This is a genomic window from Sphingopyxis sp. LARHCG72 (genome assembly GCF_052871675.1).
In genome coordinates this window covers 124,249-149,496 of the sequence record NZ_JBIXJU010000001.1, presented here as the reverse complement: position 1 = coordinate 149,496, position 25,248 = coordinate 124,249, and the positions used below count along the sequence as shown (strand labels likewise).

15 protein-coding genes are annotated in these 25,248 nt (G+C 67.2%); 7 read left to right on the top strand and 8 right to left on the bottom strand.

All coding sequences use genetic code 11. The features are described 5' to 3' along the window. Positions 1-23: 23 nt before the first annotated feature. The 5 genes from ACIPPQ_RS00730 to ACIPPQ_RS00710 all read right to left on the bottom strand — a co-directional run bounded on the left by ACIPPQ_RS00730 (position 24) and on the right by ACIPPQ_RS00710 (position 6,750). Positions 24-2,540 carry a penicillin-binding protein 1A gene (locus tag ACIPPQ_RS00730; protein WP_446542319.1) on the bottom strand — a complete coding sequence of 839 codons (2,517 nt, stop codon included), beginning with the start codon at positions 2,538-2,540 and terminating at the stop codon, positions 24-26. A gap of 62 nt (positions 2,541-2,602) precedes the next feature. Further along, positions 2,603-3,226 (bottom strand): TetR/AcrR family transcriptional regulator, encoded by a 624-nt coding sequence (locus ACIPPQ_RS00725; RefSeq protein ID WP_446542318.1) that lies wholly within the window; start codon positions 3,224-3,226, stop codon positions 2,603-2,605. Continuing rightward, a complete protein-coding gene (locus ACIPPQ_RS00720) occupies positions 3,223-4,368 on the bottom strand; it encodes a DSD1 family PLP-dependent enzyme (RefSeq protein ID WP_446542317.1) in 1,146 nt (381 codons plus the stop codon). The genes ACIPPQ_RS00725 and ACIPPQ_RS00720 overlap by 4 nt, the downstream gene beginning before the upstream one ends. After that, on the bottom strand, positions 4,365-5,618 hold the full coding sequence (locus ACIPPQ_RS00715) for a D-arabinono-1,4-lactone oxidase (RefSeq protein WP_446542316.1): 1,254 nt from the start codon (positions 5,616-5,618) through the stop codon (positions 4,365-4,367). The genes ACIPPQ_RS00720 and ACIPPQ_RS00715 overlap by 4 nt, the downstream gene beginning before the upstream one ends. Before the next feature lie 73 nt (positions 5,619-5,691). After that, positions 5,692-6,750 (bottom strand): N-acetylmuramoyl-L-alanine amidase family protein, encoded by a 1,059-nt coding sequence (locus tag ACIPPQ_RS00710; RefSeq protein ID WP_446542315.1) that lies wholly within the window; start codon positions 6,748-6,750, stop codon positions 5,692-5,694. A 568-nt stretch (positions 6,751-7,318) separates the two neighbouring features. Between ACIPPQ_RS00710 and ACIPPQ_RS00705 the strand changes: the two genes are divergently transcribed. The 7 genes from ACIPPQ_RS00705 to ACIPPQ_RS00675 all read left to right on the top strand — a co-directional run bounded on the left by ACIPPQ_RS00705 (position 7,319) and on the right by ACIPPQ_RS00675 (position 21,285). Then, positions 7,319-9,985, top strand: a complete 2,667-nt coding sequence (locus tag ACIPPQ_RS00705; protein ID WP_446542314.1) for an Rne/Rng family ribonuclease — start codon at positions 7,319-7,321, stop codon at positions 9,983-9,985. A gap of 195 nt (positions 9,986-10,180) precedes the next feature. Next, entirely contained in the window at positions 10,181-11,584 is a 1,404-nt protein-coding gene (locus ACIPPQ_RS00700) for a M48 family metalloprotease (protein ID WP_446542313.1), read from the top strand. Between the two features lie 54 nt (positions 11,585-11,638). Further along, positions 11,639-13,261, top strand: a complete 1,623-nt coding sequence (locus tag ACIPPQ_RS00695) for a DsbA family protein (protein WP_446542312.1) — start codon at positions 11,639-11,641, stop codon at positions 13,259-13,261. Positions 13,262-13,272: 11 nt separating this feature from the next. Beyond that, complete coding sequence (locus tag ACIPPQ_RS00690) at positions 13,273-15,087, top strand: sulfotransferase (RefSeq protein ID WP_446542311.1); 1,815 nt, start codon at positions 13,273-13,275, stop codon at positions 15,085-15,087. Between the two features lie 141 nt (positions 15,088-15,228). Further along, positions 15,229-17,703: a TonB-dependent receptor gene (locus tag ACIPPQ_RS00685; protein ID WP_446542310.1), complete on the top strand. Its 2,475-nt coding sequence runs from the start codon at positions 15,229-15,231 to the stop codon at positions 17,701-17,703. Between the two features lie 4 nt (positions 17,704-17,707). Continuing rightward, positions 17,708-19,036, top strand: a complete 1,329-nt coding sequence (locus tag ACIPPQ_RS00680) for an APC family permease (RefSeq protein ID WP_446542309.1) — start codon at positions 17,708-17,710, stop codon at positions 19,034-19,036. A gap of 248 nt (positions 19,037-19,284) precedes the next feature. Beyond that, on the top strand, positions 19,285-21,285 hold the full coding sequence (locus ACIPPQ_RS00675) for an AAA family ATPase (RefSeq protein WP_446542308.1): 2,001 nt from the start codon (positions 19,285-19,287) through the stop codon (positions 21,283-21,285). Here the strand turns inward: ACIPPQ_RS00675 and ACIPPQ_RS00670 are convergent. Genes ACIPPQ_RS00670 through ACIPPQ_RS00660 form a run of 3 tightly spaced genes read right to left on the bottom strand, consistent with a single transcriptional unit; the run spans position 21,247 to position 25,246 of the window. Then, positions 21,247-22,866: a phytoene desaturase family protein gene (locus ACIPPQ_RS00670; protein WP_446542307.1), complete on the bottom strand. Its 1,620-nt coding sequence runs from the start codon at positions 22,864-22,866 to the stop codon at positions 21,247-21,249. The genes ACIPPQ_RS00675 and ACIPPQ_RS00670 overlap by 39 nt on opposite strands. Next, positions 22,863-24,083: an FAD-dependent oxidoreductase gene (locus ACIPPQ_RS00665; protein WP_446542306.1), complete on the bottom strand. Its 1,221-nt coding sequence runs from the start codon at positions 24,081-24,083 to the stop codon at positions 22,863-22,865. Before ACIPPQ_RS00665 ends, ACIPPQ_RS00670 begins: the two co-directional genes overlap by 4 nt. After that, on the bottom strand, positions 24,080-25,246 hold the full coding sequence (locus tag ACIPPQ_RS00660; protein ID WP_446542305.1) for an aromatic ring-hydroxylating oxygenase subunit alpha: 1,167 nt from the start codon (positions 25,244-25,246) through the stop codon (positions 24,080-24,082). Before ACIPPQ_RS00660 ends, ACIPPQ_RS00665 begins: the two co-directional genes overlap by 4 nt. Between the last annotated feature and the right edge of the window lie 2 nt (positions 25,247-25,248).

The window sequence follows — 25,248 nt, the reverse complement described above, 5'->3', positions numbered from 1 at the left end:
CAGGGGAAGGCAGTGCCGAACCGTCAGATGATGCCGCCGCGGTCGTCGAGGAAGTCGCTGTCGGTCCGTCCCGACGTCCCCTTCTGCGTCGGCGCGCTCTGCCGCTTCGGCGCCTTGATCGGCTTGATTTCGTCTTCGCGGATCGTCCGGCGCGGTTCGCTTTCGGGCTTGAACGCCTCCCAGATGATCGATGCCTTGGGATCGGTACCCGGCCAGGCGCCATAGACGCGGCGGCCCGACTGGCGGTCGATGCGCACCATGCGCACGCCCTTCGGCGCCGAAAAGGGTATCGGCTGGCGATCGGCGAGCGCGGCGAGCGCGAAGTCCTTGAAAATCGGCGCCGCATAGCTGCCGCCCTGCGCGTAACCGCCCATGCTGCGCGGCTGGTCAAAGCCGATATACATGCCGGCGACCACGTCGGGGGTGCCGCCGACGAACCAGACGTCGTTCGGGCCCGAGGTCGTGCCCGTCTTGCCGAACAGGGGCACGTCGAGGTCGCGCAGCCGCACCGCGGTGCCACGCTGGACGACGCCTTCGAGCATATGGACGACCTGATAGGCGGTGATCGGATCCATCAGCTGCTTGCCCGAGCGCGCGAAGCGCGGCATCGGCCGGCCGTCCCAGTCCTTCTTGTTGCAGCCCTCGCACGGCCGCCAGTTTTTCGGAAAAATCACCTTGCCGCGGCGGTCCTGCGCGTAATCGATCACGCGCGGCTTCAGCTCGCGGCCATGGTTGGCGAGCATCGCATAGGCATTGGTGATCTTTTCGACCGTCGTCGACCCGGCGCCAAGCGCGGTCGACAGATAGGGTTCGTGCTTGCCGATCCCCATCGTGCTGATCATGTCGACCACCGGTTCCATGCCGACCTGGCTCGCGGCGCGCACCGTCATCAGGTTGCGCGACTGTTCGAGGCCCCAGCGCATCGTATGTTCGCCCGACCCGCCCGCACCGCCGAAGTTGCGGAAGCATTTGTTGCCGAAGCGTGCGCCCTGATAGACGCAGAACGGCCCGTCGACGATCATCGTCGCGGGGGTCATGCCATTGTCGAGCGCGGCGGCGTAAACGAAGGGCTTGATCGTCGAACCCGGCTGGCGTTCGGCCTGCGTCGCGCGGTTGAATGGCGAGAGGCGGACGTCGAAGCCGCCCTGCATCGCATAGATACGGCCCGAATGTGGGCTTTCGACGACCATGCCGCCCGAAACCTCGGGGATATTGCGTAACGCGTAGCTGCTGCCGCCGGTCGATTTGACCGCGATCAGGTCGCCCGGACGCATCGCCGAAAAGGCGCTGCCGCCAGTCTTGCGATAGCCCATCGTCGCCGCGCTCGCGGGCAGCGTGCCGGTGTCGCCATTGGCAAAACCGATGCGCGCGGCGCCCGCCGATTTGGAAATGACAGTGGCGACGCGCCAATTGTCGTAATCGATGCCGATAAAGCTCGACGCGAGACGGCCCTGCCACTGGTCGTCGGCCTCGATCGTCGCGATCGGCCCCGACCAGCCCTTGCCCGCATCATAGCGCTGGAGCCCCTTGCGCAGCGCCATCGTCGCGCCCTGCTGCATCCTCGTGTCATAGGGCGTGCGCACCCAGAGGCCCCCGCCATAGACGCTGAGCGGGCCGTCCTCGGCGGTCTCCCCGAACTCGGCGATCAGCTGGCGCCGCACCTCTTCCATATAATAGCCGCCGACCTGCGCGATCGCGGTGTTGCCCGTGTTGGTGAGCCCGAGCGGCATCCCGCGCGCAGCGTCGCGCTGCGCCGCCGTGATCCAGCCGTTGCTCTCCATCGACCCGAGCACGAAATTGCGCCGCGCCAGCGCCTCGCGCTCGAAGCGGGCGCGGCCGTATTTTTCGGGGGCCTTGGGGAGGATGGCGAGGAAAGCCATTTCGTGCAGCTGGAGCTGGTCGACGTCCTTGTCGAAATAGGCGCGGCTCGCCGCCTGCACGCCGAAGCTGCGGCGGCCGAGCGGGATTTCGTTCAGATAGAGCTCGAGAATCTGTTCCTTGGTCAGCGCACTTTCGATGCGCATCGCGAGGATCGCCTCACGTACCTTGCGGCGATAGCTGAGCTCGTTGGTCAGCAGCAGGTTCTTCGCGACCTGCTGGGTGATCGTCGAGGCGCCGACGGGGCGGCCGCTGTTCGTCAGGTTGGTGACGATCGCCGAGGCGATGCCCGGATAGTCGATGCCGCCGTGGCTGAAGAAGGTCTTGTCCTCGGCCGCGAGGAAGGACCGCACGAGAAGCTGCGGATATTCGCTATATTCGAGCTGGACGCGGCGTTCGCGGGCATAGCTGTGCACCGGCTTGCCCTCGCCGTCGCGGACCATCGTCGGCAGCGGCGGCTCGTAATCGCGAAGCTGGTCGACCGAGGGCAGGTCGCGCGCAAAAATCGCCCAGATCAGCACGATGCCGAGCAGCCCCGCGAGCAGGAGATAGCCGAGCCAGCGGAACCAGCGCCGCGTCCACATGTCGCGGAACCAGACGATGACGGCATTGCCGTCGCGGCGGAGGCGAAGGCGGAAATCGGGCGGACTGTCAGCGGCCATATGTCCCCGCCTCTAAAGCCTGACTCGCCGAAAGGGAAGTATGGTTGCGGCGAGGCGCGCGACTAGTCGGCGGCCGTCAGGTCGAGCAGCGCCGCGCGAAGCATCGAAGCAACTTCGCCAAGCACCGCGTCGGCCGAAACCCGGTCCTCTTCATACAGCATCTCGTCGGCCGCAAAGCCGAGTTCGACCGCGAGGCGGAGGCGCAGCCACAGCGTTTCACGGTCGATCCGGGGAAGGTGCGGCGCGCAGGCATCGACGAGGCGGCCGGTGACATGGCGATGCGATTCGAGCCGGATGTGGACAAGCCGCGGCGTCGCGTGGAGCGCGCGCAATACCCACACCGCCCCCGGCTCGGCGCGCGTCGCCGCAGCATTTTCGGCGAGCAGGTCGCCGATATGGTCGGCCATCGCGGCGATCCCGCCGGACGCGTGGCGCGCGAGCCAGGCGTCGAGCACTTCATTCTGGCGCTCCATCAGCCGCCGCCCGAGCGCTTCGAGCACCGCATATTTGTCGCCGAAATAGCGGTAGAGCGCCGGCGGGCTCAGCCCGGCCCGCGCCGCGATCATGTTGGTCGAGATGCGCTCGATCCCGACCTCGGCGAGCAATTCGCCCGCGACGTCGAGCAGGCGGCCCTGCGTCTGATGCGCGCGCGCCTGCTGCGGCGGACGGCGCGCGGCGAGCGTCACCGCGCGGCGCCGCGCGCGCTCACCGGCCAGATGTCGACCAGCGTGTCGCCCGCAACGACATGGTAGCAATCATAGAGGTTCACTGTGGGGTCGCAGTGCGGCACGGTCAGGCTGACCGGATCGCCGGGCTGGAGCTCGGTCCCGATACCCGGCGCGATCAACGCGGCATGTTCGTCGCCCATGAAGGCGAAGAAGGCGGTTTCGGGCGCGCCGCGCTGCACAACCGCGACGCCGCCGTCGGTCGACAGCGATTTATAGCCCGAATCGATAGTGATGAGGCCGCCGTGATTCGCACTGACGACGCGCGCGTCGACGCTAAGCGATACCTCGAACGGCGCTTCGCCGCCGTCCGCGATCTCGCAGTCGAGATATTGCTTGTCCATGAAGACATAGCTGCCCGCCTGCAATTCGGTGAAGACGCCGAGGTCGAGGTCGATCCGGTGGGTGCCGGTGCCCGACCCCGTGACGATACCGGGGGCGAAACCCGCATCGGAAAGCGCGGCGATCACCTCCTGCAAATAGGCGGTGCGCTCGACGATCGCGGCGCGGCGGTCGGCGTAGCTTTCGATATGCTGCTGCGATCCGCAGTAAAATTGCACCCCGCGATAGGTGAGGTTCGGCGCTTCCGAAATCGCATGCGCCAGCGCGACGGCCGCCTCGGCCGACGCGACGCCGGTACGCGCGATGCCGGGATCGATGTCGATGATGACGTCGAGCCTTGTTTCGGCGTCCGCGAGCGCCGCGTCGATACGCCCGGCAACGCCGGGATGGTCGACCACCGCCATCAGCCCCTGCGCGGTTGCCGCGAGCTTTGCGAGACGATCGACCGCGCCGGGCGCCGCGACGGGCGAGGTGATGAGGATGCCGGTCACGCCGCCATCGGCGAGCACCTCGGCCTCACCGATCTTGGCGCAGCACACCCCGACCGCGCCCGCTGCAACCTGACGCTTGGCGATATCAACGCTCTTGTGCGTCTTGGCGTGGGGGCGGAGCGCGACGCGGTGCCCTGCGACAAGCGCCGCCATCGCCGCGATATTGCGGTCGAGCGCACCCACATCGAGCACGAGAACCGGTGTATTGAGGTCGGCGCGCGAGCCTTGCCGGCCGATCAGATGGTCGTGCAATTCACGGTCGGTGGTCATGCGAACAGGCTCTCCATATGCGCGTTGAGGAATTTGCCGTGCGGATCGGCAGCGCGGCGCACCGCAATATAGCGCCCCGCCATCGGGTAAAGCGCGGCGACGTCGGCGCGGCTCAATGTGTGGCGTTTCGCCCAATGCGGGCGCCCGCCCCCGCCGCGGAAGATGGCTTCGGCCTCGGCGAACAGCGCCGCCCACGGCATCTTCGCATATTGGTGCATCGAAATCGCCGCGACCGGCCCCGCGTTCATCGGGCTCATCCAGATATCGTCGGCGGCGACGGTGCGATATTCGAAGGGAAAGGTCACGGGCAGGCGTTTCCGCCGGATCCAGCCCACCACCTCTTCCAACGCCTCCAGCCCGGCGCTGCGGGGCATTTCATATTCCATCTCCTCGAACCGCAAGGTGCGGTCGGAGGGGAAGATGCTGTGCGCGGGGCCGCGGCGACGGCCCGAAATGCCGCTTTTCATCATCAGCCGCTGGAGGAAGGGCGTGAGGAACGGCAGGCGCGCCGAAATGTCGAGGATGCGGCGGAAAGTCGCTTCCTCCATGTCGGTCGTCGTGGGGGGCGGGTCGCACGGATCGCACGGGTCGAGCGTTTTCAGGATCACATCGTCGCTGTGCGGGAAGAACCAGAATTCGATATGCCGGTGCTGCTGCGCCAGCTCGTCGTAGCTTTCGCGGATTTCGGCCCAGCGGCGCTTTTCGATCCGCTCGGAAAGATGAAAGGCGGGCACGACCGCGACCTCGATCTCGGTCGCGACGCCGAACAGCCCGAGCGACAGGCGCTGCGCCTGATAGAGGTCGGGGTTCGTCGTCGCATCGCACCAGCGCGTTTCGCCATCGGCCCCGACAAGCTCGAATCCACGCGCAAAGGTCGCGAGCGAGCCGAGCTCGACGCCGGTGCCATGTGTGCCCGTCGCCATCGCGCCGGCCAGCGATTGCGGATTGACGTCGCCCTGGTTGGCGAGCGCCAGCCCCTCCTCCCACAGCGCCGCGGTCAGCCGCCGGATGCTCCATCCCGCGGGGATGCGCGCGGTGCGGCGATCGGCGGCGATATGGATCGTGCCCGCCATGTCGTCGAGGCTGACGATCAGCTCGCCCGATTTGCACAGCGGCATGAAGCTGTGCCCGGCGCCGGTGACGCGCAACCGGTTCGCGCTGCGAACAAGCGCGGCCAATTCATCGACGCTTTGCGGACGCACAACCTCGGCCGCCGCGGTGACACTTCCCGACCAGTTGCTCCAGCCCATGCCGCTCTCCCTGCGGCGAAGCTGTCGCCGCACAAAAAGTTAGTCAAGACTATATTATAACCGGTGGGCGCTATCAGCGCGCCGTGATTCGCCGCGCGAAGTGGAGCTGCACCGCATCGCGTACCCCGCGCGCGACCTTCTTCTGCCCGGCAGGCGACGCGAGGAACTCGGCGTCGCCCTTGTTCGAGATGAAGCCCGTTTCGAACAGGACCGACGGCGTATCGGGCGCTTTCAGCACGACGAAGGATGCGAAACGATGCGCATGGGTGCGGAACTTCACCGCTTCGCCCGCCTCGCGCTGGAGCAGCCGGGCAAAGTCGGACGCCGTGTTCATCGTCTCGCGCTGGGTCAGGTCGAGCAGGATCGACGACACATCGCCGCTGTGCGCGCCAAGGTCGACGCCGTTGATGATATTCGCCTTGTTCTCGCGCGCCGCGAGCCGCGCCGCTTCGCGGTCCGAGGCGACTTCGGACAGCGTGTACACCGACGCCCCGCTCGCGTCGCGGTTTTCGGCGGCATCGGCGTGGACCGAAATGAACAGGTCGGCCTTCAACCGCCGCGCGATGCCGAAGCGTTCTTCGAGCACGAGAAAGCGGTCGTCGGCGCGCGTCAGGGCGACGCGGACGCGCCCCGAGGCGAGCAGGTCGGCGCGGATCGCGCGGGCGAGCGCCAGCGTGATATCCTTTTCGCGGCTGCCGTTATGCGGGCTGATCGCGCCGGGATCGTGCCCGCCATGCCCGGCATCGATCACGACGAGCGGCAGGCGGCTGTCCGCCGGCCCCTCGATCCGCGGCAGCGTCACCGACGGTTTCGGCTTTCCGATCGGGACGGTGACACTGTAGCGTTTTCCGGGCCGCTTGGCGCGGAAACCCGCAGACGGCTGGCGCTCGGCGCGCGCGCCGCGCGTGACGTGTTCGAACATATCTGCGGAGCCGGCGGCCAAAAGGCGCTCTTCCGCGCCCGAATCGCGAGCCGCGACCGGTCCCGCCAGCACCGCCGACGGAATCCCGATCATGCCAAGCAGGACGAGCAGGTGGCCCATGCGGCGTCTATGCCGCCCGCGATGCGCGATGGTCCAGCGCTTATTGAAAAACAGCTGCGCCGCGGCGGCAGAATGTCGTGAACCGGGCATTAGCCACCGCGCGCGGCGACCGCTCTGCCAGCAAGCTTCGCCCGCGATTCAATCGCTTTCACGATGATGACATTCTTGCAACAGCGCGCCGCCATCCCATCTTTGCACCGTGGTTGTGGTTGCCGTCGGCCTGTGCCGATGCTAGCACGCCCTCACTGACGGTGTCGTTCCCGGTGCCGTCCGGCCTTTTGAGGGGAAGGCCTGCTCCGCAAAGCTGCGGAACATGGCCGCCTTGGCGCCGGACATACGGGGAAGGGCGACCTGCCGCCAGTCCACCCGGTTGACCGGACAGTCGGGGCGTGCGCATCACGCCCGCCCTGCCCGCCCGCTCATCCCGTAACAGGTTGATGCCGCATGAGGCTTGCCATGCCCTCTTTGGATCCCGACGCGGGCGCTTTCGCCCCGGCCGTCGCCGGATTTGAAGACCGCATGCGCGTCCAGGACCGGACGCAGGCCCTTTTCGGCAATAACGTCTTTTATCCTTTCACCCGTATCCGCCGCGGCCTTTCCTCGGGGAGGGTCGCGGGATTTTTTGAGGGCGCGCCGAGGCGCGCTTGGAGTGTATCTAATGACCACGCGCATGTTGATCGACGCTCGGCACCGGGAAGAAACCCGGGTCGCCGTCACCAAGGGAAACCGCATCGAGGAGTTTGATTTCGAGTCCGCCGAGCACAAGCAGCTCAAGGGCAATATCTATCTGGCCAAGGTTACCCGTGTCGAACCGTCGCTTCAGGCGGCGTTCGTCGAATATGGCGGCAATCGCCACGGTTTCCTCGCGTTCAGCGAAATCCACCCCGATTATTACCAGATTCCGAAGGAAGACCGCGACGCGCTGCTGCGCGAAGAGGCCGAGCATGCCGCCGCCGCCGCGCAGCGCGCCGAGGAAGACCTCGACGAGCTCGAAGGCGATGTCGCCGACGTCGAATATCATGACGAAGACGAAAACGGCGATGCCCCTGCCCCCGAAACCGTTGGCGAAGACAGCGATTCGGACGAAGAAAACGGCGACGCCGAAGATGGCGATGCCGAAGAGGAAGAAGGCGCCGAAGAAGGCAAGGACGGCCGCGGCGATCGCCGGGGTCGCGGCCGCGGGCGTGGCAACAACCGCAAGGGCGGACGTGGCCGCAGCCGTCGCGGTGACGACGAAGACGGCGAAAACCGCATGTCGCTGCGCCGCCGCTACAAGATCCAGGACGTCATCCGTCGCCGCCAGGTGATGCTGGTCCAGGTCGTCAAGGAAGAACGCGGCAACAAGGGCGCCGCGCTCACCACCTATCTGTCGCTCGCCGGCCGTTATTGCGTGCTGATGCCGAACACGATGCATGGTGGCGGGATCAGCCGCAAGATTTCGAACGGCGCCGATCGCCGCAAGCTGAAGGCGATGATCGACGAACTCGCGCTGCCGCCGACGATGGGCTGCATCGTCCGCACCGCGGGGATGAGCCGCACCAAGGTCGAGATCAAGCGCGACTTCGACTATCTCGCGCGTCTGTGGGACGAAATCCGCGAAAACACGCTCGGCAGCTCGGCCCCCGCGCTGATCCATTCGGACAGCGACCTCGTCAAGCGCGCGATCCGCGATATCTATCACAAGGACATCGAGGAAGTGCTCGTCGAGGGCGACGAGGGCTACAAGGCCGCGAAGCAGTTCATGAAGCTGCTGATGCCGAGCCACGCGCGCCGCGTGAAGCAATATGCCGACCCCGTCTCGCTCTATCAGCGCTACGGCGTCGAGGACCAGCTTGCGGGGATGCTCAATCCCGTCGTCCAGCTGAAATCGGGCGGTTACCTCGTGATCAACCCGACCGAAGCCCTGGTGTCGATCGACATCAACTCGGGCCGGTCGACGCGCGAGCATAATATCGAACAGACCGCGCTCAGCACCAACCTCGAGGCTGCGCACGAAATCGCGCGCCAGCTCCGCCTGCGCGACATGGCCGGGCTCGTCGTGATCGACTTCATCGACATGGATCATGGCTCGAACGTCCGCAAGGTCGAACGCGCGATGAAGGATGCGCTGAAGAACGATCGCGCGCGCATCCAGGTCGGCCGCATTTCGGGCTTCGGCCTGATGGAGATGAGCCGCCAGCGCCTGCGCACCGGCGTGCTCGAAGCCTCGACGCGTCCGTGCCCGCATTGCGAAGGCACCGGCCTCGTCCGCACCGCCTCGTCGGCGGGGCTCAGCGCGCTGCGCCTGATCGAAGAGGAAGCTGCACGCGGTAAGGGCAACAAGATCACCCTGCGCGCGAGCCAGGAAGCGACCTTCTACCTCCTCAACGAAAAGCGCCGCGAACTGCGCGAGATCGAGGAACTTTACGGCGTCACGGTCGAAATCCTGCCCGACGGCGAGACCGAGGGTGCGCGCATGGCGGTCGAAGTCAGCGGCCCGCCGCCGATCGCGCGCCGCAGCTTCGCCCCGATCGCGCCGATCGAGGACGATGACGACGATTATCCCGAGGACGAGGAAGAAGAAGCCGAAGAAGAGGCGGCCGACGAGCGCCCCGCGCGTTCGCGTGACCGCGAAGAAGGCGCCCGTGAGGACGGTGAAGGCGATGGTGAGGGCCGCAAGCGCCGCCGCCGCCGCCGCCGTGGCCGCCGCGGCCGCCGCGACGACGAGGGCAATGAAATCGCCGAAGGCAGCGAAGGCGACGACGACCGCGAAGACGACAGCGCCGAGGCCGACGAAGGCGAAACCGCACCGGTCGAGGCGGTCGAGGCTGCGCCCGAGGCGGACGCTGAGGAGGCCGACGCCAAGCCGCGCCGCCGCCGGGGTGGCCGTGGCCGCAAGAAGGCCGATACGGTGGAGACCGCCGACGAAGCGGCAGCCGAGGCGGAAATCGCACCGGTAGAGGTGGTCGAAGCCGTCGAAGCTGTCGCCGAAGAAGCCCCGGTCGCCGAGGAAAAGCCGAAGCGCAAGCGCGCGCCGCGCAAGACCAAGGCTGCGGCCGCCGCCGAAGCAGCGGCGGCGGAAGCCGAGACGGTCGCGGCCGAAGCTCCGGTCGAAGCCGCAGTGGCCGAACCCGAAGCCCCCGCCGCCGAGCCCGAGGCCGAGCCCGCCAAGCCCGCGCCGAAGAAGCGCGCCAGCCGGGCGAAAAAGGCCGTCGCCGCCGAAGCCGCTCCGGAAGCCGCCGCCACGCGCGAGGCCGAACCGGTTGCCGCGAACGGCGACGAGGAAGGCGAAAGCCCCGACGGCGAACCGCGCCGCGGCTGGTGGCAACGCACGTTCGGCAACTGATACCCAGCAATTAGAAAAGGCCGCGTGTCCCCGCGAAGGCGGGGCACGCGGACTTCGCCGACCGCTCATCATTCTCAAACGCGCGACCACCCGTCGCAGAATTCACAAGCTGACCTTGCGTCCGCGCGTGCTGGCCCCCAATAAGCCCATATGGCTTCACTTGGGGTTCAGGCGCGCGGCGCAAGAGAGGCGGGGATGACCGCTTTCCCGCCGCAGACCGTGTCCGGGGCGCAAAGGCTGCGCCCGATTTTCCGTATCCTGCTGACATTGCTCGCGATGTTCGCCATCGCGATGCGCCCGGCGATGGCGCAGTCGATCCTGCGCGACGCCGAAACCGAGGCGCTGTTCCAGGACATGATGGACCCGCTGCTCGTCGCCGCGGGGCTCCAGCCCGGGCAGGTGCGCGTCCATTTGCTCGGCGATCGCAGCATCAACGCCTTTGTCGCGGGCAGTCAGGACATTTACGTCTTCAGCGGGCTGATCGAGGCTGCCGACAGCGCCGAAGAGGTGCAGGGCGTACTCGCGCACGAGCTCGGCCATGTGATGGGCGGCCACGCGATCCGCGTGAACGAGGGCGCGAAGACCGCGACCGGCATCTCGCTCCTCAGCCTGCTCCTCGGCGCCGCCGCGATCGCGGCGGGTGCGGGCGAGGCCGGCATGGGCGTGATGATGGCGGGCCAGCAGGCCGCGCTCGGCAAGTTTCTTGCCTTCAGCCGCGTGCAGGAATCGACCGCCGACGCCGCCGGCGCGCAATATCTGTCGAAGGCGGGGATCAGCGGCCGCGGCAGCCTGGCCTTCTTCAAGAAATTGCAGAATCTCGAATTCCGCTACGCCGTGAAGCAGGACGACGACCAGGCCTATGGCCGCACCCACCCGATGTCGGGCGACCGTATACAGGCGCTGCGCGAGGTCTATGTGATCGACCCGGCGTGGGCCAAGCCCGCCGACCCCGCGATCGAAAAGCGATTCCAGCGCATCAAGGCCAAGCTGTCGGGTTATATGACCGAGCCCGAACGAACGCTGCGCAAATTCCCCGAAAGCAACACCAGCATTCCGGCGCGCTATGCCCGCGCCTATGCCTGGCACAAGAGCGCCTACCCGCAGAAAGCGCTGGCGGAGGTCGAAGGGCTGCTCGCGACCAATCCGAACGATCCCTATTTCCTCGAACTCGAAGGCCAGGTCCTGCTCGAATCGGGGCGCCCGAAGGAAGCGATCCCCGCACTGCGCAAGGCTGTCGCCCAGTCGCGGTCGCAGCCGTTGATCAGCGCGACGCTCGGCCATGCGCTGATCGCGACCGAGGATCCCGGCAATTTCGCCGAAGCCGAAGAGGTGCTGAAAACCGCGGTGGCGCTCGACAACCAGAACCCCTTCGCCTGGTACCAGCTCGGGATCGTCTATGCGAACAAGGGCGATCAGGCGCGCGCGGCGCTCGCCTCGGCGGAACGCTACAGTTTGGAGGGTGGACAGTCGGGGCTCGCGCTGCGTAATGCCGAAACCGCGATGCAGGGCCTGCCCCAGGGGTCGCCCGACTGGATCCGTGCACAGGATATTTCGCTGGTCGCTCGCGCCGAGGTGGAACGCGAGCGCAAACGGCGTTAGATTCAATCGAGATAAAGCGGGAACCGCATCGCCAATGATGCGCAAGGGCAACAAGTGACTGATAGAAAAGACGATTATTACCAGCCGTGGCTGCGCGATCCCGCGCCGACGCCGGACGCAGCGCCGCTGCCGCCCGCGGCGCCCGACGAGGGATTGGCAAAACCGCGCGAAACGCCCCCCATCGGCATCGACGTGTCGCGCTATCCCGCGCATGACGCGCCCGCGCGCAAACCCGTGGTCACGTCGGACCAGGTCAGCGCGGCCGCCGCGGGGCTGTGGCGGGTGCTGCGCGACGGCAGCAGCGCCTTTGCCGAATGGACGATCCGCGTCGGCGAACGCGCCGACATCCCCGCGCGGGTCGAGGCCATGGAAATCCCGCGCCGCTCGCGCGAGCTTGCCGCGAAAACCGGTGCCCTGACCGCGCGTACCGCACGCGCCGCGGGGCGCGGATCGGCGCAGGCGGGCCGCGCCGCGGCAAAGGCCAGCGGCGAGGCGTGGGACAAGATGGCGCTAGGCGACAAGGCACGGAAGCTGTCGAGCGAGGCCGGCCGCGGGCTCGGCGAAGTCGCGGAAAAGACCAAGGCCGGGGTCGTGGATATCGCCAAGGCCAGCGGCGAAAGCCTGCGCGACGGCATCGGCGATGCCGCCAGCAAGCTGCGCCCCGCACCGCGTGAGGAACTGGCGCCGCCGCCTTCGGGGCTCGAACAATTGCTCGCACGCGAAGAGGCGGAAGCGAAAGCGGCTGCCGTCGCAAGCGCCGCGCCCGACCTGCCGCTGTTCGCGGGCGACGCGGCGATCCCGGCGGTGGCGAAGCCGGCGCCCGCGGGCACCGCATATGCCATGGAAGGCGACGACCGTTCGCCGGTCGCGCAGCCGCCGAAAAAAACCGCGGGCGCCAAAGCCATGGCGTCGCAGCGCTTGCCGCGCATCGAGGGGACCGGGATGGAAGGCGTTTTCACGCGTAAATGGGGCCTGGCGCTCGGCGGCCTATTGCTGCTCGCCGCCGTCTTCTGGCTCGGCGGCCGCCTCGGCGGCGGCATGAGCAAGGGCGAGGTCGAAACCATCGTCGCCGATTATATCAAGGCGAACCCGCAGCTCATTCCCGAGGCGCTCGAGGCGCAGCGCGGGCGCGAAGTCGCCAAGGCGATCGACGCGATCCGCCCCGCGCTCGAAAAACCCTATGCCGGGGCATGGGCGGGCAATGCCGATGGCGACGTCACACTGGTGGTATTCACCGACTATGCGTGCGGTTTCTGCCGCGCGAGCGTGCCCGACGTCGACCGGCTGATCCGCGAAGACAAGCGCCTGAAGGTCGTGTTCCGCGAACTGCCGATCATCGCACCGCAGAGCCGCGATGCCGCGATCATGGCGCTCGCCGCCGCGCGGCAGGGCAAATATGACGCCTTCCACCACGCGATGTTCGCGGCGGGCTCGCTCGACAAGGCTGCGATCGCCGCGGCGGCCGAGAAGGTCGGCGTCGTCACCGACGGCACCGCCGATGCGACCGCGAACGAGGCGCTGTTCCAGCGCGAACTCGACAGCAACCTCGCGATCGCGACCCAGCTCCAGCTCAACGCCACCCCGACGTGGATCGTCGGCAACCAGCTGTTCCAGGGGCAGATCGGTTACGACGGTTTGAAACAGGCCGTCGCGAAGGCCCGCGCGGCGAAAAGCTGAGCGGCGCGGGCATGGCGACCGTCTCGCACGATGAAGCGCTCGCCAACGCCCGCCGCCTGCTGAACGGAGAGCCGGCCGCCGCGCTCGCGCAGGCGCAGGCGATCATCGAAGCCGTCCCCACCTCGGCGGCGGCGCACCGCCTGTCCGCCCATGCCTTGCGCGCGCTGGGCCGCGAGGAAGAGGCGCAGGCCGCCTCGCTTGCCGCGGTCGGGGCGACGATCCACGACGAGGCGATGGTCGACGCGGCGCTCGCACTCGCCGAGGATCGCCTCCCCGACGCCGAGGCGGCGCTCCGCCAGCGGCTGCGCGAGGATGCGACCGATGTCGCGGCTATCCGGATGCTCGCCGAGGTCGCCGGGCGCATCGGGCGCTATGACGATGCCGAAAAATTGCTGTCGCGCGCGTTGCAGCTTGCGCCGGGCTTCGGTGCCGCGCGCGCCAATCTCGCGACGGTCTATTACAAGCAGAACCGCTTCGCCGAGGCCGCCGCGACGCTCGAAGCGGTGCTGGGCGACGATCCCGACAATCCCGCGCACGCGAACCTGCGCGCCGCCGCGCTCGGGCGCATCGGCGGCTATGACGAGGCGCTCGCGCTCTACGAGGAGCTGACGCGCCGCTTTCCCGATCATGCCAAGCTGTGGATGAGCCATGGTCATATGCTCAAGACCGTGGGGCGGCAGGACGACAGCATCGCCGCCTATCGTCGCGCGCTCACCGCCGATCCGGGGCTCGGCGAAATCTGGTGGAGCCTCGCGAACCTCAAGACGATCCGCTTCGATGCCGGCGACCGCGCGGCGATGGAGGCGGCGCTGGTGGCGGCCGAACCCGACAGCGACGCGCGCGCCGACGACCGGCTGCACCTGCATTTCGCGCTCGGCAAGGCGTATGACGATGCGGCCGAGCATGAGGCGGCATTTCGCCATTATGCCGCGGGCAACGCGATCCGGTCGCGCCAGCTTGGCTATCGATCCACCGAAACGAGCGCCATGGTCGACGCGATCATCGCCGCCTGCACGCCCGAATTTTTCGCGTCGCGTGCGGGCGCAGGCGATCCCGCACCCGATCCCATCTTCATCCTCGGTATGCCGCGTGCCGGATCGACGCTGATCGAACAGATCCTCAGCTGCCATTCGGCGATCGAGGGCACGATGGAATTGCCCGACATCCCCGCGCTCGCGCTCGGCCTCGGGCGCGAGGCATATGGCGACGGCCGCCGCTGGATCGAGGCGCTGGCCGAAACGCCGCCCGCGCGGCTCGCCGAACTCGGCGCGGCCTTCCTCCAGCGCACCGCAGTGCAGCGCAAGACCGCCAAACCTTTCTATATCGACAAGCTGCCGAACAACTGGCTCTACACCGCCTTTATCTGCCTGACCCTGCCAAATGCGAAGATCATCGACGCGCGGCGCCATCCGCTCGATTGCTGCTTTTCGAACTTCCGCCAGCATTATGCGAGGGGCCAGGCGTTCAGCTACGGCCTCGCCGACGTCGGCGGCTATTACCGCGACTATGTCCGGCTGATGGCGCATATCGACGCGGTGCAACCCGGCCGCGCCCACCGCGTGATCCACGAAGCTTTGCTCGACGATCCCGAGGCCGAGGTGCGTGCGATGCTCGCCTTTCTGGGCCTGCCCTTCGAGGAGGCGTGTCTGGCGTTCCACACCAATGCGCGCGCGGTGCGCACCGCGTCGAGTGAACAGGTGCGCAAGCCGATCAATCGCGACGGCGTCGGCCAGTGGCAACCCTATGCGGCCTGGCTCGACCCGCTCGAACAGGCGCTCGGCCCGGTCCTCGGCGCCTACCCCGCCGCTCCCGCCGATTTCGGCTGAACGGCGCGCGACAAAACGTTGCCTTTGGGCAACAGCGGACGACATTTTCGACCAGCGACCGCGCCGCCGCGCCAACAATGCTTGCGCTTGCGCAATGCTGCGTCATGCTCCGTCACAGGACTGTCATGTGAGGGGGATTCCATGCGGAAACTATCGGCAGTATTGACCAAAAGCGGCGCTTTCCTGCTCGGCAGCACGATCTTGTGCACCTCGGGAACCGCGCTGGCCCAGCAAAGCAACACCAACGACGACCGCGACATCGTCGTCACCGCGTCGAAGCGCGAACAGAATCTGCAGGATGTGCCGCTTGCGATCACCGCGATCGGGACCGAGCGGCTCGACGAGCTGCAGGTGAAGGAATTCCAGGACGTCGTCAAATTCCTGCCGTCGGTGACGATCCAGACCGCCGCGCCGGGGTTCAGCCAGGTCTATTTCCGCGGCGTCGCGTCGGGCGAGAATGCCAACCATTCGGCGTCGCTGCCGACGGTCGGCACCTATCTCGACGAAATGCCGATCACGACGATCCAGGGCGCGCTCGATATCCATGCCTATGATCTCGCGCGCGTCGAGGCGCTCGCGGGGCCGCAGGGTACGCTCTATGGCGCGAGTTCGATGGCGGGCACGATCAAGCTCGTCACCAACCAGCCCGACACCAGCGGCACCTATGGCGAGGTCGGGGTCGAGCTCAACAATGTCGCGCACGGCGACTTCGGCGGCGTCGTCGAGGGGTTCATCAACGCCCCGCTCGGCGAGCGCGCGGCGCTGCGCCTCGTCGGCTGGTACCGCCACGACGCGGGTTATATCGACAATATCCCGGGCAGCCGCACCTATCGCATCTGGCAACCGACCGATACCGACGGCGATGGCGAGAATGACACGCTCGTCGACGCGCCCGGCGACGACATCACCCAGACCAACGCTGATCTGGCGAAGAAGAATTATAATGACGCCGACACCTATGGCGCGCGCCTCGCGCTCGGCATCGATCTCGACGACGACTGGACATTGCGTCCGACGATCATGGGCCAGATCCAGAAGACCAACGGCAGCTTTGCGCAGGAGCGGTCGAATTCGGTCACCGGCAAGCTGCAGACGGTCCAGTACAATCCTGAATCGTCGAAGGACAAATGGCTGCAGGCCGCGCTGACGATCGAGGGCAAGCTCGGCAACTGGGACCTGACCGTCACGGGCGGCCACCTCCGCCGCAAGACCGATGTCCAGAGCGACTATTCGGATTACGCCTATTTCTATGACGCGCTCGCCGGATCGGCGGTCTATCTCTATGACAATGCCGGCGACCAGATCAGCCCCAACCAGTATATCAGGGGCATCGACCGGTACCGCCGCAATTTCTTCGAAGCGCGCGTCGCATCGCCCGCCGATGCCCGCATCCGCTTCATCGGCGGCCTCTTCTGGCAGCGCCAGAAGCATAATATCGAGCAGCATTATGTCATCGACGACCTGTCCGACGACCTCGAGGTCCCCGGCACGGTCGACAATATCTGGCTGACCAAGCAAATCCGCGTCGACCGCGACTATGCGGCGTTCGGCGAAATCAGCTTCGACATCACCGACAAGCTGACGCTGACCGGCGGCGGCCGCGTGTACAAGTTCGACAACAGCCTCGTCGGCTTTTTCGGGTACAACAACCCCGGTTTCAGCAGCAATCCGGTCTATGCGTGCCAAGGCCCCCCGGTGGTCGACGGCTCGCCCTGCACCAACCTCGACAAAAGGACGAAGAAGACCGACTTCATCCACAAACTCAACCTGACCTACAAGTTCAACGACGATGCGCTCGTCTACGCGACCTGGTCGCGCGGTTTCCGCCCCGGCGGGATCAACCGGCGCGGCTCGCTGCCGCCTTACGGGTCGGACACGCTCGACAATTACGAATTCGGGTGGAAGACGAGCTGGGGGCCGGTGCGCTTCAACGGCGCGGTCTATCAGCAGGACTGGAACGACATCCAGCTCTCCTTCCTCGGGCTCAACGGGCTCAGCGAAATCCGGAACGCGGGCGTCGCGCGCATTCGCGGCATCGAACTCGACCTCGGTTACCGGCAGGACGGCTTCTCGATCAACGCCGGCATGAGTTATAACGATGCCGAGATCCGCCGCGATTTCTGCGCCATCGCCAATCCCGAGTTCGATTGCTCGCTCGATGCCGACCTCGACGGAAGCGGCGCGATCGACGATGACAGCGAAATCAACGCGACGCTGGCGCCGAAGGGGACCAGCCTGCCCGTCACGCCGAAGTTCAAGGGCAATATCGTCGCGCGCTATGAATTCCCGGTCGGCGACCTCAACGCGCATGTCCAGTTTGCGGTCAATCATATCGGCAAGCGGCGCAGCGATCTTCGCACGCAGGAAAACGGCATCAAGGGGATGTTCGACGCCTATACGACCGCCGACGTCAGCGTCGGGGTGAAGGGCGAAAGCTGGAAGGCGGAGGTCTTCGCGACCAATTTGTTCGACAGCAACGGCACGATCAATGCCGGCGTCCAGTGCCTCGAAACCACCTGCGGCGATCCCGACGGCGTGACCCCGAACGGCGGTGTCTTCTACGACACGGTCGTGCGGCCTCGGCTGATCGGGATCAAGGTCAGCAAGGAATTCTGACCGGGTGACCGATGTGACAACCAACAGCGAAAGGCCGGGCCAAAAGCTCGGCCTTTTGATGTGCATCGCGCTCGGCATGGGCAATATGATCGGGTCGGGGGTCTTCCTGCTCCCGCGCGACCTCGCGCCGCTCGGCTGGAATGCGATCATCGGTTGGGGCGTATCGATCGCGGGCACGCTCTGCCTCGCGGTCGTGTTCGCGCGGCTCGCGAAAAGACTGCCCGAGGGGTGCGCCGCCTTCACCTATGGCGCCGCGGCCTTCGGCCCGGGCACGGGCTTTATCGTCGCATGGAGCTACTGGATCAGTTGCTGGACCGTGGTCGCGACGCTCGCGGTCGCGGCGATCAGCAACATGTCGATCCTGATGCCATGGCTCGCGGACAAGGGCGCCCTGCCCGCGTGGATCGCGATCGGCTGCATCTGGTTCTTCACCTTGGTCAACCTGTTCGGGGTCCGCCGCGCGGGCGGGGCGCAGCTCCTGACCCTCGGGCTCAAGCTGATTCCGGTGATCGGTGCGGTGCTCGTCGGTGTCTGGGCGCTCGGGACCGGCGCGGCGCCCCCACCCACAATGGCGGGCACCGAGCCGGTCAGCCTGTCCGGCGTCAGCGCGGCCGCGACGCTGACACTGTTCGCGTTGCTCGGCTTTGAAAGCGCCTGCGTCGTCAGCGACCGCGTCAAGGATCCCGAACGCACGATCCCGCGCGCAACGGTGATCGCGGCGGCGGCGGTCGGCCTGCTCTACCTCTTGTCGTGCACGACGGTGACGTTGATGGTGCCGCTCGACGTGCTGCACGAGTCGAACGCCGCCTACGCGACCTTTTTCGGACGCCTCGTCAGCCCCGAGGCAGGCGACGTGGTCGCGCTGTTCGCGGCGATCGCCGCGCTCGGCGCGCTCAACGGCTTCGTGCTGCTCCAGGGCGACATCCCGCGCGATCTCGCGCACCGCCGCCTGCTCCCTGGGGCCTTCGCGCGCGACAACAAATTCGCGTCGCCGTGGATCACCCAGATCGTGTCGAGCGGACTCGCCAGCCTGATCGTTTACGCCAATTATTCGCGCGGGCTCGCCGACCTGTTCGCCTTCATGGTCAAGGTGACGACCTCGACCGCGATCATCCTCTATATCGTCGGTGCAGCGTCGGCGCTGGTCCTCGAGCGACAGGGCACGATCAGGGTTTCGGCGGGCTTCGCCGCCGCGACGATCTTCGGCTTCGCCTATAGCTGCTGGGCTTTCTATGGCGCGGGGCTCGAGGCCAGCCTGTGGAGCCTGCTGATGACCGCCGCAGGCTTGCCGATCTATTTCGCGATGCGGCGACGACGCGTGGCGGCCGCCTGACGGCCTTGCGAAATGGCGCGAAATCGCCTAACGGCCGCACCCACCTGCCCGGATTCGGGCTTATCGGAGACGTAAAGTGTCGGAACGCCAGAACTACCAGGGCTTGATACCCTGCGGCGTCCGCCCGCTGTCGTAGCGCGTTTTTCCTGACGCGGTGCGCCTGCTGGCGGCGCCGCACCCTCAATCCCCCACTATGATTTTCGCCGGCAGGCGCAGTGCGTCTGCGCGCCGGCCGCAGGCAGATATTCATGTTGCACGACAGTCATTGGGCTCGCGCGCTCGCGCGGGCCATCGCCCTCGATCATCCGGGCAGAAGCAAGGCCGGGCGCGCGCTGCTCGGCTGGGCTCGCACGCGCGCAAGCCAGTTCGGGCTCACGGAAAAAGAGATCGATCGCGCGATGCTGCTCGCGGGCCCGCAAGCGGCACCCGAAGGGGCGGTCGAAGAGGACAGCCTTGTGAAGGCGAACCGGCTGGCCGACGCGCTCGACCTCGCCGCCGACGAGCGTGCGCTGTTGCTGCTCGCGACGGCGATGGAGCGCGGCCCGCTGACGCGCAGCCTCGCCAAACTCGTCGAAAGCGAGGCGCTCGACATGGAGGCGCTGGTGAGCGCGCTCACCGGCTTCGCGCCGCACGCGATCCGCAGCGCCGAGGTGGTGCGGCTCGATCTCGTCGGGCGCTGGACGAACAAGGAAGGCAAGGTCGAATTCGGGCTCTGCTGGTCGTTCGAGCGGCTGCTCGATGCGCGGCCCGAGCAGCATGACAGCCTGATCGACGGCCTGCTCGGCCGGCGCCAGACGGCGCGCCACGCGCTCGCCGCCTTCCCGGCGCAGCAGCGCGATGCCGAACTGGCGCTGGCGCTTCTCGGCGGCGCGCTCGCGAACGGTGCGCGCGGGATCAACATCCTGATCCACGGCCCGCCCGGCACGGGCAAGACCGAACTGGCGCGCACGCTCGCCGCGACGCTCTGCGAACCGCTGCACGCGGTGGGCGAAGCCGACAGCGATGGCGAAGAGCCAAGCCGCTTCGACCGTCTCGCCGCGCTGCGGCTGGCGCTGCGTACGCTCGAAAAGCGCGGGCGCGCGCTGCTGCTGTTCGACGAGATGGAGGATATGCTCGGCGACACGCGCATCGAGCAGGGCGGCCGCGTGCGCAAGCGCGCGGGGTCGAAGCTGTTCGTCAACCGGCTGATCGAGGACAATGTCGTCCCCGTGATCTGGACGTCGAACTGCATCGCCGACCTCGACCCCGCGATCCTCCGCCGCTTCAGCCTGTCGATCCGCATGGACTTCCCCGGCCAGGGTCACAGCCCGGCGATGCTCGCGCGCGTCAGCGCCGAAGAGCAGGTCGCGGTCGACCCCGCGCTGCAGGCGCTCGCGGCGCGCGCCCCCGAAACCGCGTCGCTGTTCCGCGTCGCGGCGCGCGCGGCCGCGCTGGCCGGCGATCCGGCCGCCGCGAACCGCTTTGCGGGTTCGATCCTCGGCGCGATGCGCGGCGAGGCGGTCGAGGCGCGCGCGCCGCGCGCGTTCGACGAGAGCCTGCTCGCCGCCGACACCGACCTCTCCGCGCTGTTCGCACGGCTCGCCGAGGCGGGCGCGCCCGCCGATTTCTCGCTGCTGCTCACCGGACCACCCGGAACGGGCAAAACCGAAGCGGTGCAGGCGCTCGCACGTCGGCTCGGGCGGCCTCTACACGTCAAGCGCGCATCGGACCTGATGTCGAAATGGGTGGGCGAGACCGAAAAGGCGATCGCCGCCGCCTTTGCCGACGCGAAGCGGCAGGGCGCGATGCTCTTCTTCGACGAGGTCGACTCGCTCCTCGCCGATCGCGGGGGTGCGACGCGCGGCTGGGAGGTCAGCCAGGTCAACGAGTTGCTGACCTGGATGGAGGAGCATCCGCTGCCCTTCGCCGCGGCGACCAACCATGCGGCGAAGCTCGACCCGGCGTCGGCGCGGCGCTTTGTCTTCAAGGTCGAGATGCGACGGCTCGACGAGGCGCGCGCACGGCGGGCGTTCGCGCATTTCTTCGGCCGCGACGCCCCTGTGGCACTCGACCGGCTCGACGGGCTGACGCTCGGAGATTTCGCGGTCGTTGCGCGTCAGGCGCGTTTCCTCGGCACGCTCGACGATGCGGCGCTGCTCGACCGGCTGCGGCGCGAGCGGGCGGCGCGTCCCGCGATGCCGCAGGCGATCGGTTTCGGCGCAGTGCCGGCGCTAGCGCCACCGGGGCGCGAAGAAACCCCGGTCGCGTAGGATCACCTCGGCGGCATTGTGCCCCGGCGCGCCGGTCACGCCGCCGCCGGGGTGCGTCCCCGCGCCGCACATATAGAGCCCCTTCACCGGCCCGCGGTAGCCGCCGTTGCCGAGTACCGGGCGCGCCGCCCAGAGCTGGTCGAGGCTCATATTGCCGTGCATGATGTCGCCGCCGACGAGCCCGAACTTGCGTTCGAGCCCCTTGGGCGACAGGCGCGTCTGCGCGATGATGCTCGCGCGGAAGCCGGGTGCGTGCTGCTCGACCGTGTCGATGATGCAGTCGGCCGCGGCGTCTTCCTCGTCGTCCCAGTCGCGACCGTCCGGAAGTTCGGGCGCGAACTGCTGGCAGAAGAGACTGGCGACATGCTGGCCGGGAGGGGCGAGGCTGTCGTCGACGGTCGAGGGGATCAGCATCTCGACGATTGGCGCCTTCGACCAGCCATGCTGTTTCGCGTCGAGGAAGGCGCGGTCCATATAATCGAGCGTCGGCGCGAGGATGATCCCCGACTGGTGATGCTCGCCGGGCCCATCCTTTTCGTTATGCGGAAGGCAGGTGAACTTCGGCAGCTCCGACAATGCGACATTCATGCGGAACGTGCCGCTGCCCGCCTTGAAGCCCTTGATGCGGCGCTGGAAATCGGCGGGCAGGTCGGATGCGTCGATCATCCGCTCGTAGAGCAGCTTCGGCCCGACATTGGCGATCACGCGCGCCGCGGCAATCTCTTCGCCGCCGACGAGCTTGACCCCGACCGCCTTGCCGCCGTCGACGAGCACCTTCGCAACCGGGCTTTCGAGGCTGATTTCGACCCCATGATCGCGGCAGACCTTCGCCATGATCTCGGTGATCTTGCCCATCCCGCCGACGCTGTGGCCCCACGCGCCCTTCTTGCCGTTCACTTCGCCGAAGACGTGGTGGAGAAGTACGTAAGCACTGCCCGGCGTGTCAGGGCTGGCATAATTGCCGACGACGGCGTCGAAGCCGAAGGCGGCCTTCACCGCCTCGCTTTCGAACCAGCTGTCGAGCATCGTGCGCGCCGATTTGGTGAACAGGTCGAGTACGTCGCGCTGCTGTTCGAGGCTGAGCCCCGCGAAACGCCGCCCCTGCCGCGCACCGTCGAGCAAGGCGCGCAGACCCTCGCCGACATTGGGCGGCACGCGCAGCGCGAGGTCGCGGAGCAGTTCGGCGACATTTTCGAGCGCGTCATAATATTGCGGCAGCACCTCGGCATCGCGCGCGCTAAATTTGCGGAACTCGGCCTGCGTGCGTTCGAGCCCGCCGCCAAGCTTGAGATAGCCGCCATCCTCCTGCGGCAGGAAATTGCTGATCGGCCGCTCGATGACGCGATAGCCATGATCGGCGAGCTTCATGTCGGCGATCACCTTGGGCTGGAGCAGGCTCACCGTGTAGCTCGCGACCGAATTGCGGAAGCCCGGCGCGAATTCCTCGGTCACCGCGGCGCCGCCGACGACGTCGCGTGCCTCGACGATCCGCACTTTCAGCCCCGCCTTCGCGAGATAGAAGGCGCAGACGAGGCCGTTGTGGCCGGCGCCGATAATCAGCGCGTCATAGGCTTTGGTCATGGAAAGTCTTTCGCAAGCGGGGATTGGACATGCTGGCGGCCGAAGCCGAGGCCGAGGACCCGGCCCGGAATCCGGCGCAGCAGCGGAACGCGGTCGAGCAGGCGCACCGCGAAGGGTACGCGGGTGATCTCTCCGCGCAGCATCGGTTCGATCACGCGTTGATGCGCAAAACGCTGGAGGCCCTGCATCCGCGTTGTGGGTTTCCAGCGACGTTCCTGCACCTTGGCAAGCAACGGGTCGGGATTGGCGCCGAGGGCGAGCGGCGCGGCGAGGATGTTCGCGGCGGCGACCGCATCCTGCACCGCAAGGTTGATCCCGACGCCACCGACGGGCGACATCGCGTGCGCGGCGTCGCCGATCGCGAGCAGGCCGGGGCGCGACCAGCGCGTCAGCCGGTCGAGCGCGACCGAAAGCAATTTCACATCGTCAAAGCTCTGGATCGCATCGATCCCGGCGTCAAGGCCGGGCACGATCGCGACGATCTCGTCGCGAAAGGCCGCGATCCCGCGCGCCTCGATCGGCGGGAAACCGCCCTTTTCGATGATCCGCGCGCATTGCCAATAATCGCCGCGCGGGATCGCGACGACCATCCCCCCCTTGTCGATCGTGCCAAGCGCGACTTCGGACATGTCCATGCCCGCGGGAACCGGAATGCGGAACCACAGCACATCCATCGGCGCGCCCAGATCGTCGAGCGGCAATTCGGCGGCCTCGCGCAGCACCGAGCGGCGCCCGTCGGCAGCGATGACGAGCCGTGCGGGCAAGGTCTCGCCGCTCGCGAGCGTCACACCGCTGGCGCGGCCGGCGGTGTCGAAGGTCAGCCCCGTCGCCTCGGTCGACATGCGCAGGTCGAAGGTTGGGTAAAGCCTGCCCTGCCCTGCGATGAAATCGAGCAGGTCCCATTGCGGCATCATCGCGACGAAGCGCGCCGCGACGGGCAGGTGCTTCATTGTCGCGATCGTATAGCGCTGCCCGAGCAGGTTGAGCGTCATCGTGTCGATCGCGGCGTGCGGTTCCTTGAGCAGTTCGCCCAGCAGCCCGATCTCGTTGAACAGTTCCAGCGTCGAGGGATGCACCGTGTCGCCGCGGAAATCGCGGAGGAAGTCGGCGTGCTTTTCGAGCACGGTGACGCGCACCCCGGCGCGCGCGAAGAGCAGCCCCGCGACCATGCCGGCGGGGCCGCCGCCGACGATCACCACGGGCGCCTCGGCGCTCAACGGCGGCTCCATCCCGGCGCCGGCGCGTACTCAAGCCGCGCTTCGGGGATGATGTCGCGCATCCGCGAGCAGAAATGCTTGAGGCACACCTCCTTGTCGCTGAGCGGCCCCATGGTGAAGCTTTTCGACTGCATCCCCATCTGGACACGCGTGATCAGCTCGGTGTCTTCGGCGTTGACCTGGCGATTGATGCGCCAGTTCAAATAGCGCGCGGCCTTCATCTCGCGCCGCTCATCGGGGAGCACATAGGAGATTTCGCGGATCAGGCACGTCGTCGGTCCCGTGGGCAGCCACTGCATGAAGTCGACCTGGTCGGGATAGATGTCGAAGGCGACGTTCGGCCAGAGCTTGAAATAGAGCCAGTGCCGCTGATTGGCGGCCGGAAGATGCGGCACCGCAGGCAATATCCGCTGGTACATGCGCTCGGACCAGTTGACCGACGGCCGGTCGATCAAATCGCCCCACATGCGGTCGACGCGTTCCTCGGCCTCGACGCCATAGCTTTTGCCGAACAGGCGCGTGAGGCCCGGATGGGCGACGGGAATGTGGAGGCCGTCCGAATAATTGTCGCCGACATTCTTCCAGTTCACCTCGCGCGGGCGCAGCGTGACGCGGCCAAGCGCACCGAGGTCCTCGAAGCGATAGGGCGCGACCTGTACCTCATAGGGCGCCATCATCGATGCGACCGACGGACCGCCGTCATCTTCGAGCCGCACGAACCAGAAGCCGCGCCATTGTTCGAGGCCGACCGGGACGAGCCCCGCCCTGCTCTTGTCGAGCGTCGGATAGCTCGCGCTGTCGGGCACGCCGGTCAGCCGGCCGTCGAGCTCGTAGGTCCAGGCATGATAGGGGCAGACCAGCTTCTTCGCGCAGCCCGCCGCGCCGTCGACAAGGCGCGAGCCGCGGTGGCGGCAGACATTGGTGAAGGCTCGCACGGTCCGGTCGGTGCCGCGCACCAGGATCACGCTCTCGCCGCAATAGTCGATGCTGTGCCAGTCGCCGGGGTTCGGAATGTCGCTGTCGTGGCAGACGACCTGCCAGCTCGGACGGAAAATCCGTTCCATTTCCGCCGCGTAGAAATCGGGATCGCTGTATGTCCATGCCGGCAGCGACCAGCCGTCGAGCGGGTCGATGTTCGAATCGCGAAGCGGTGCAGTTGCCATGG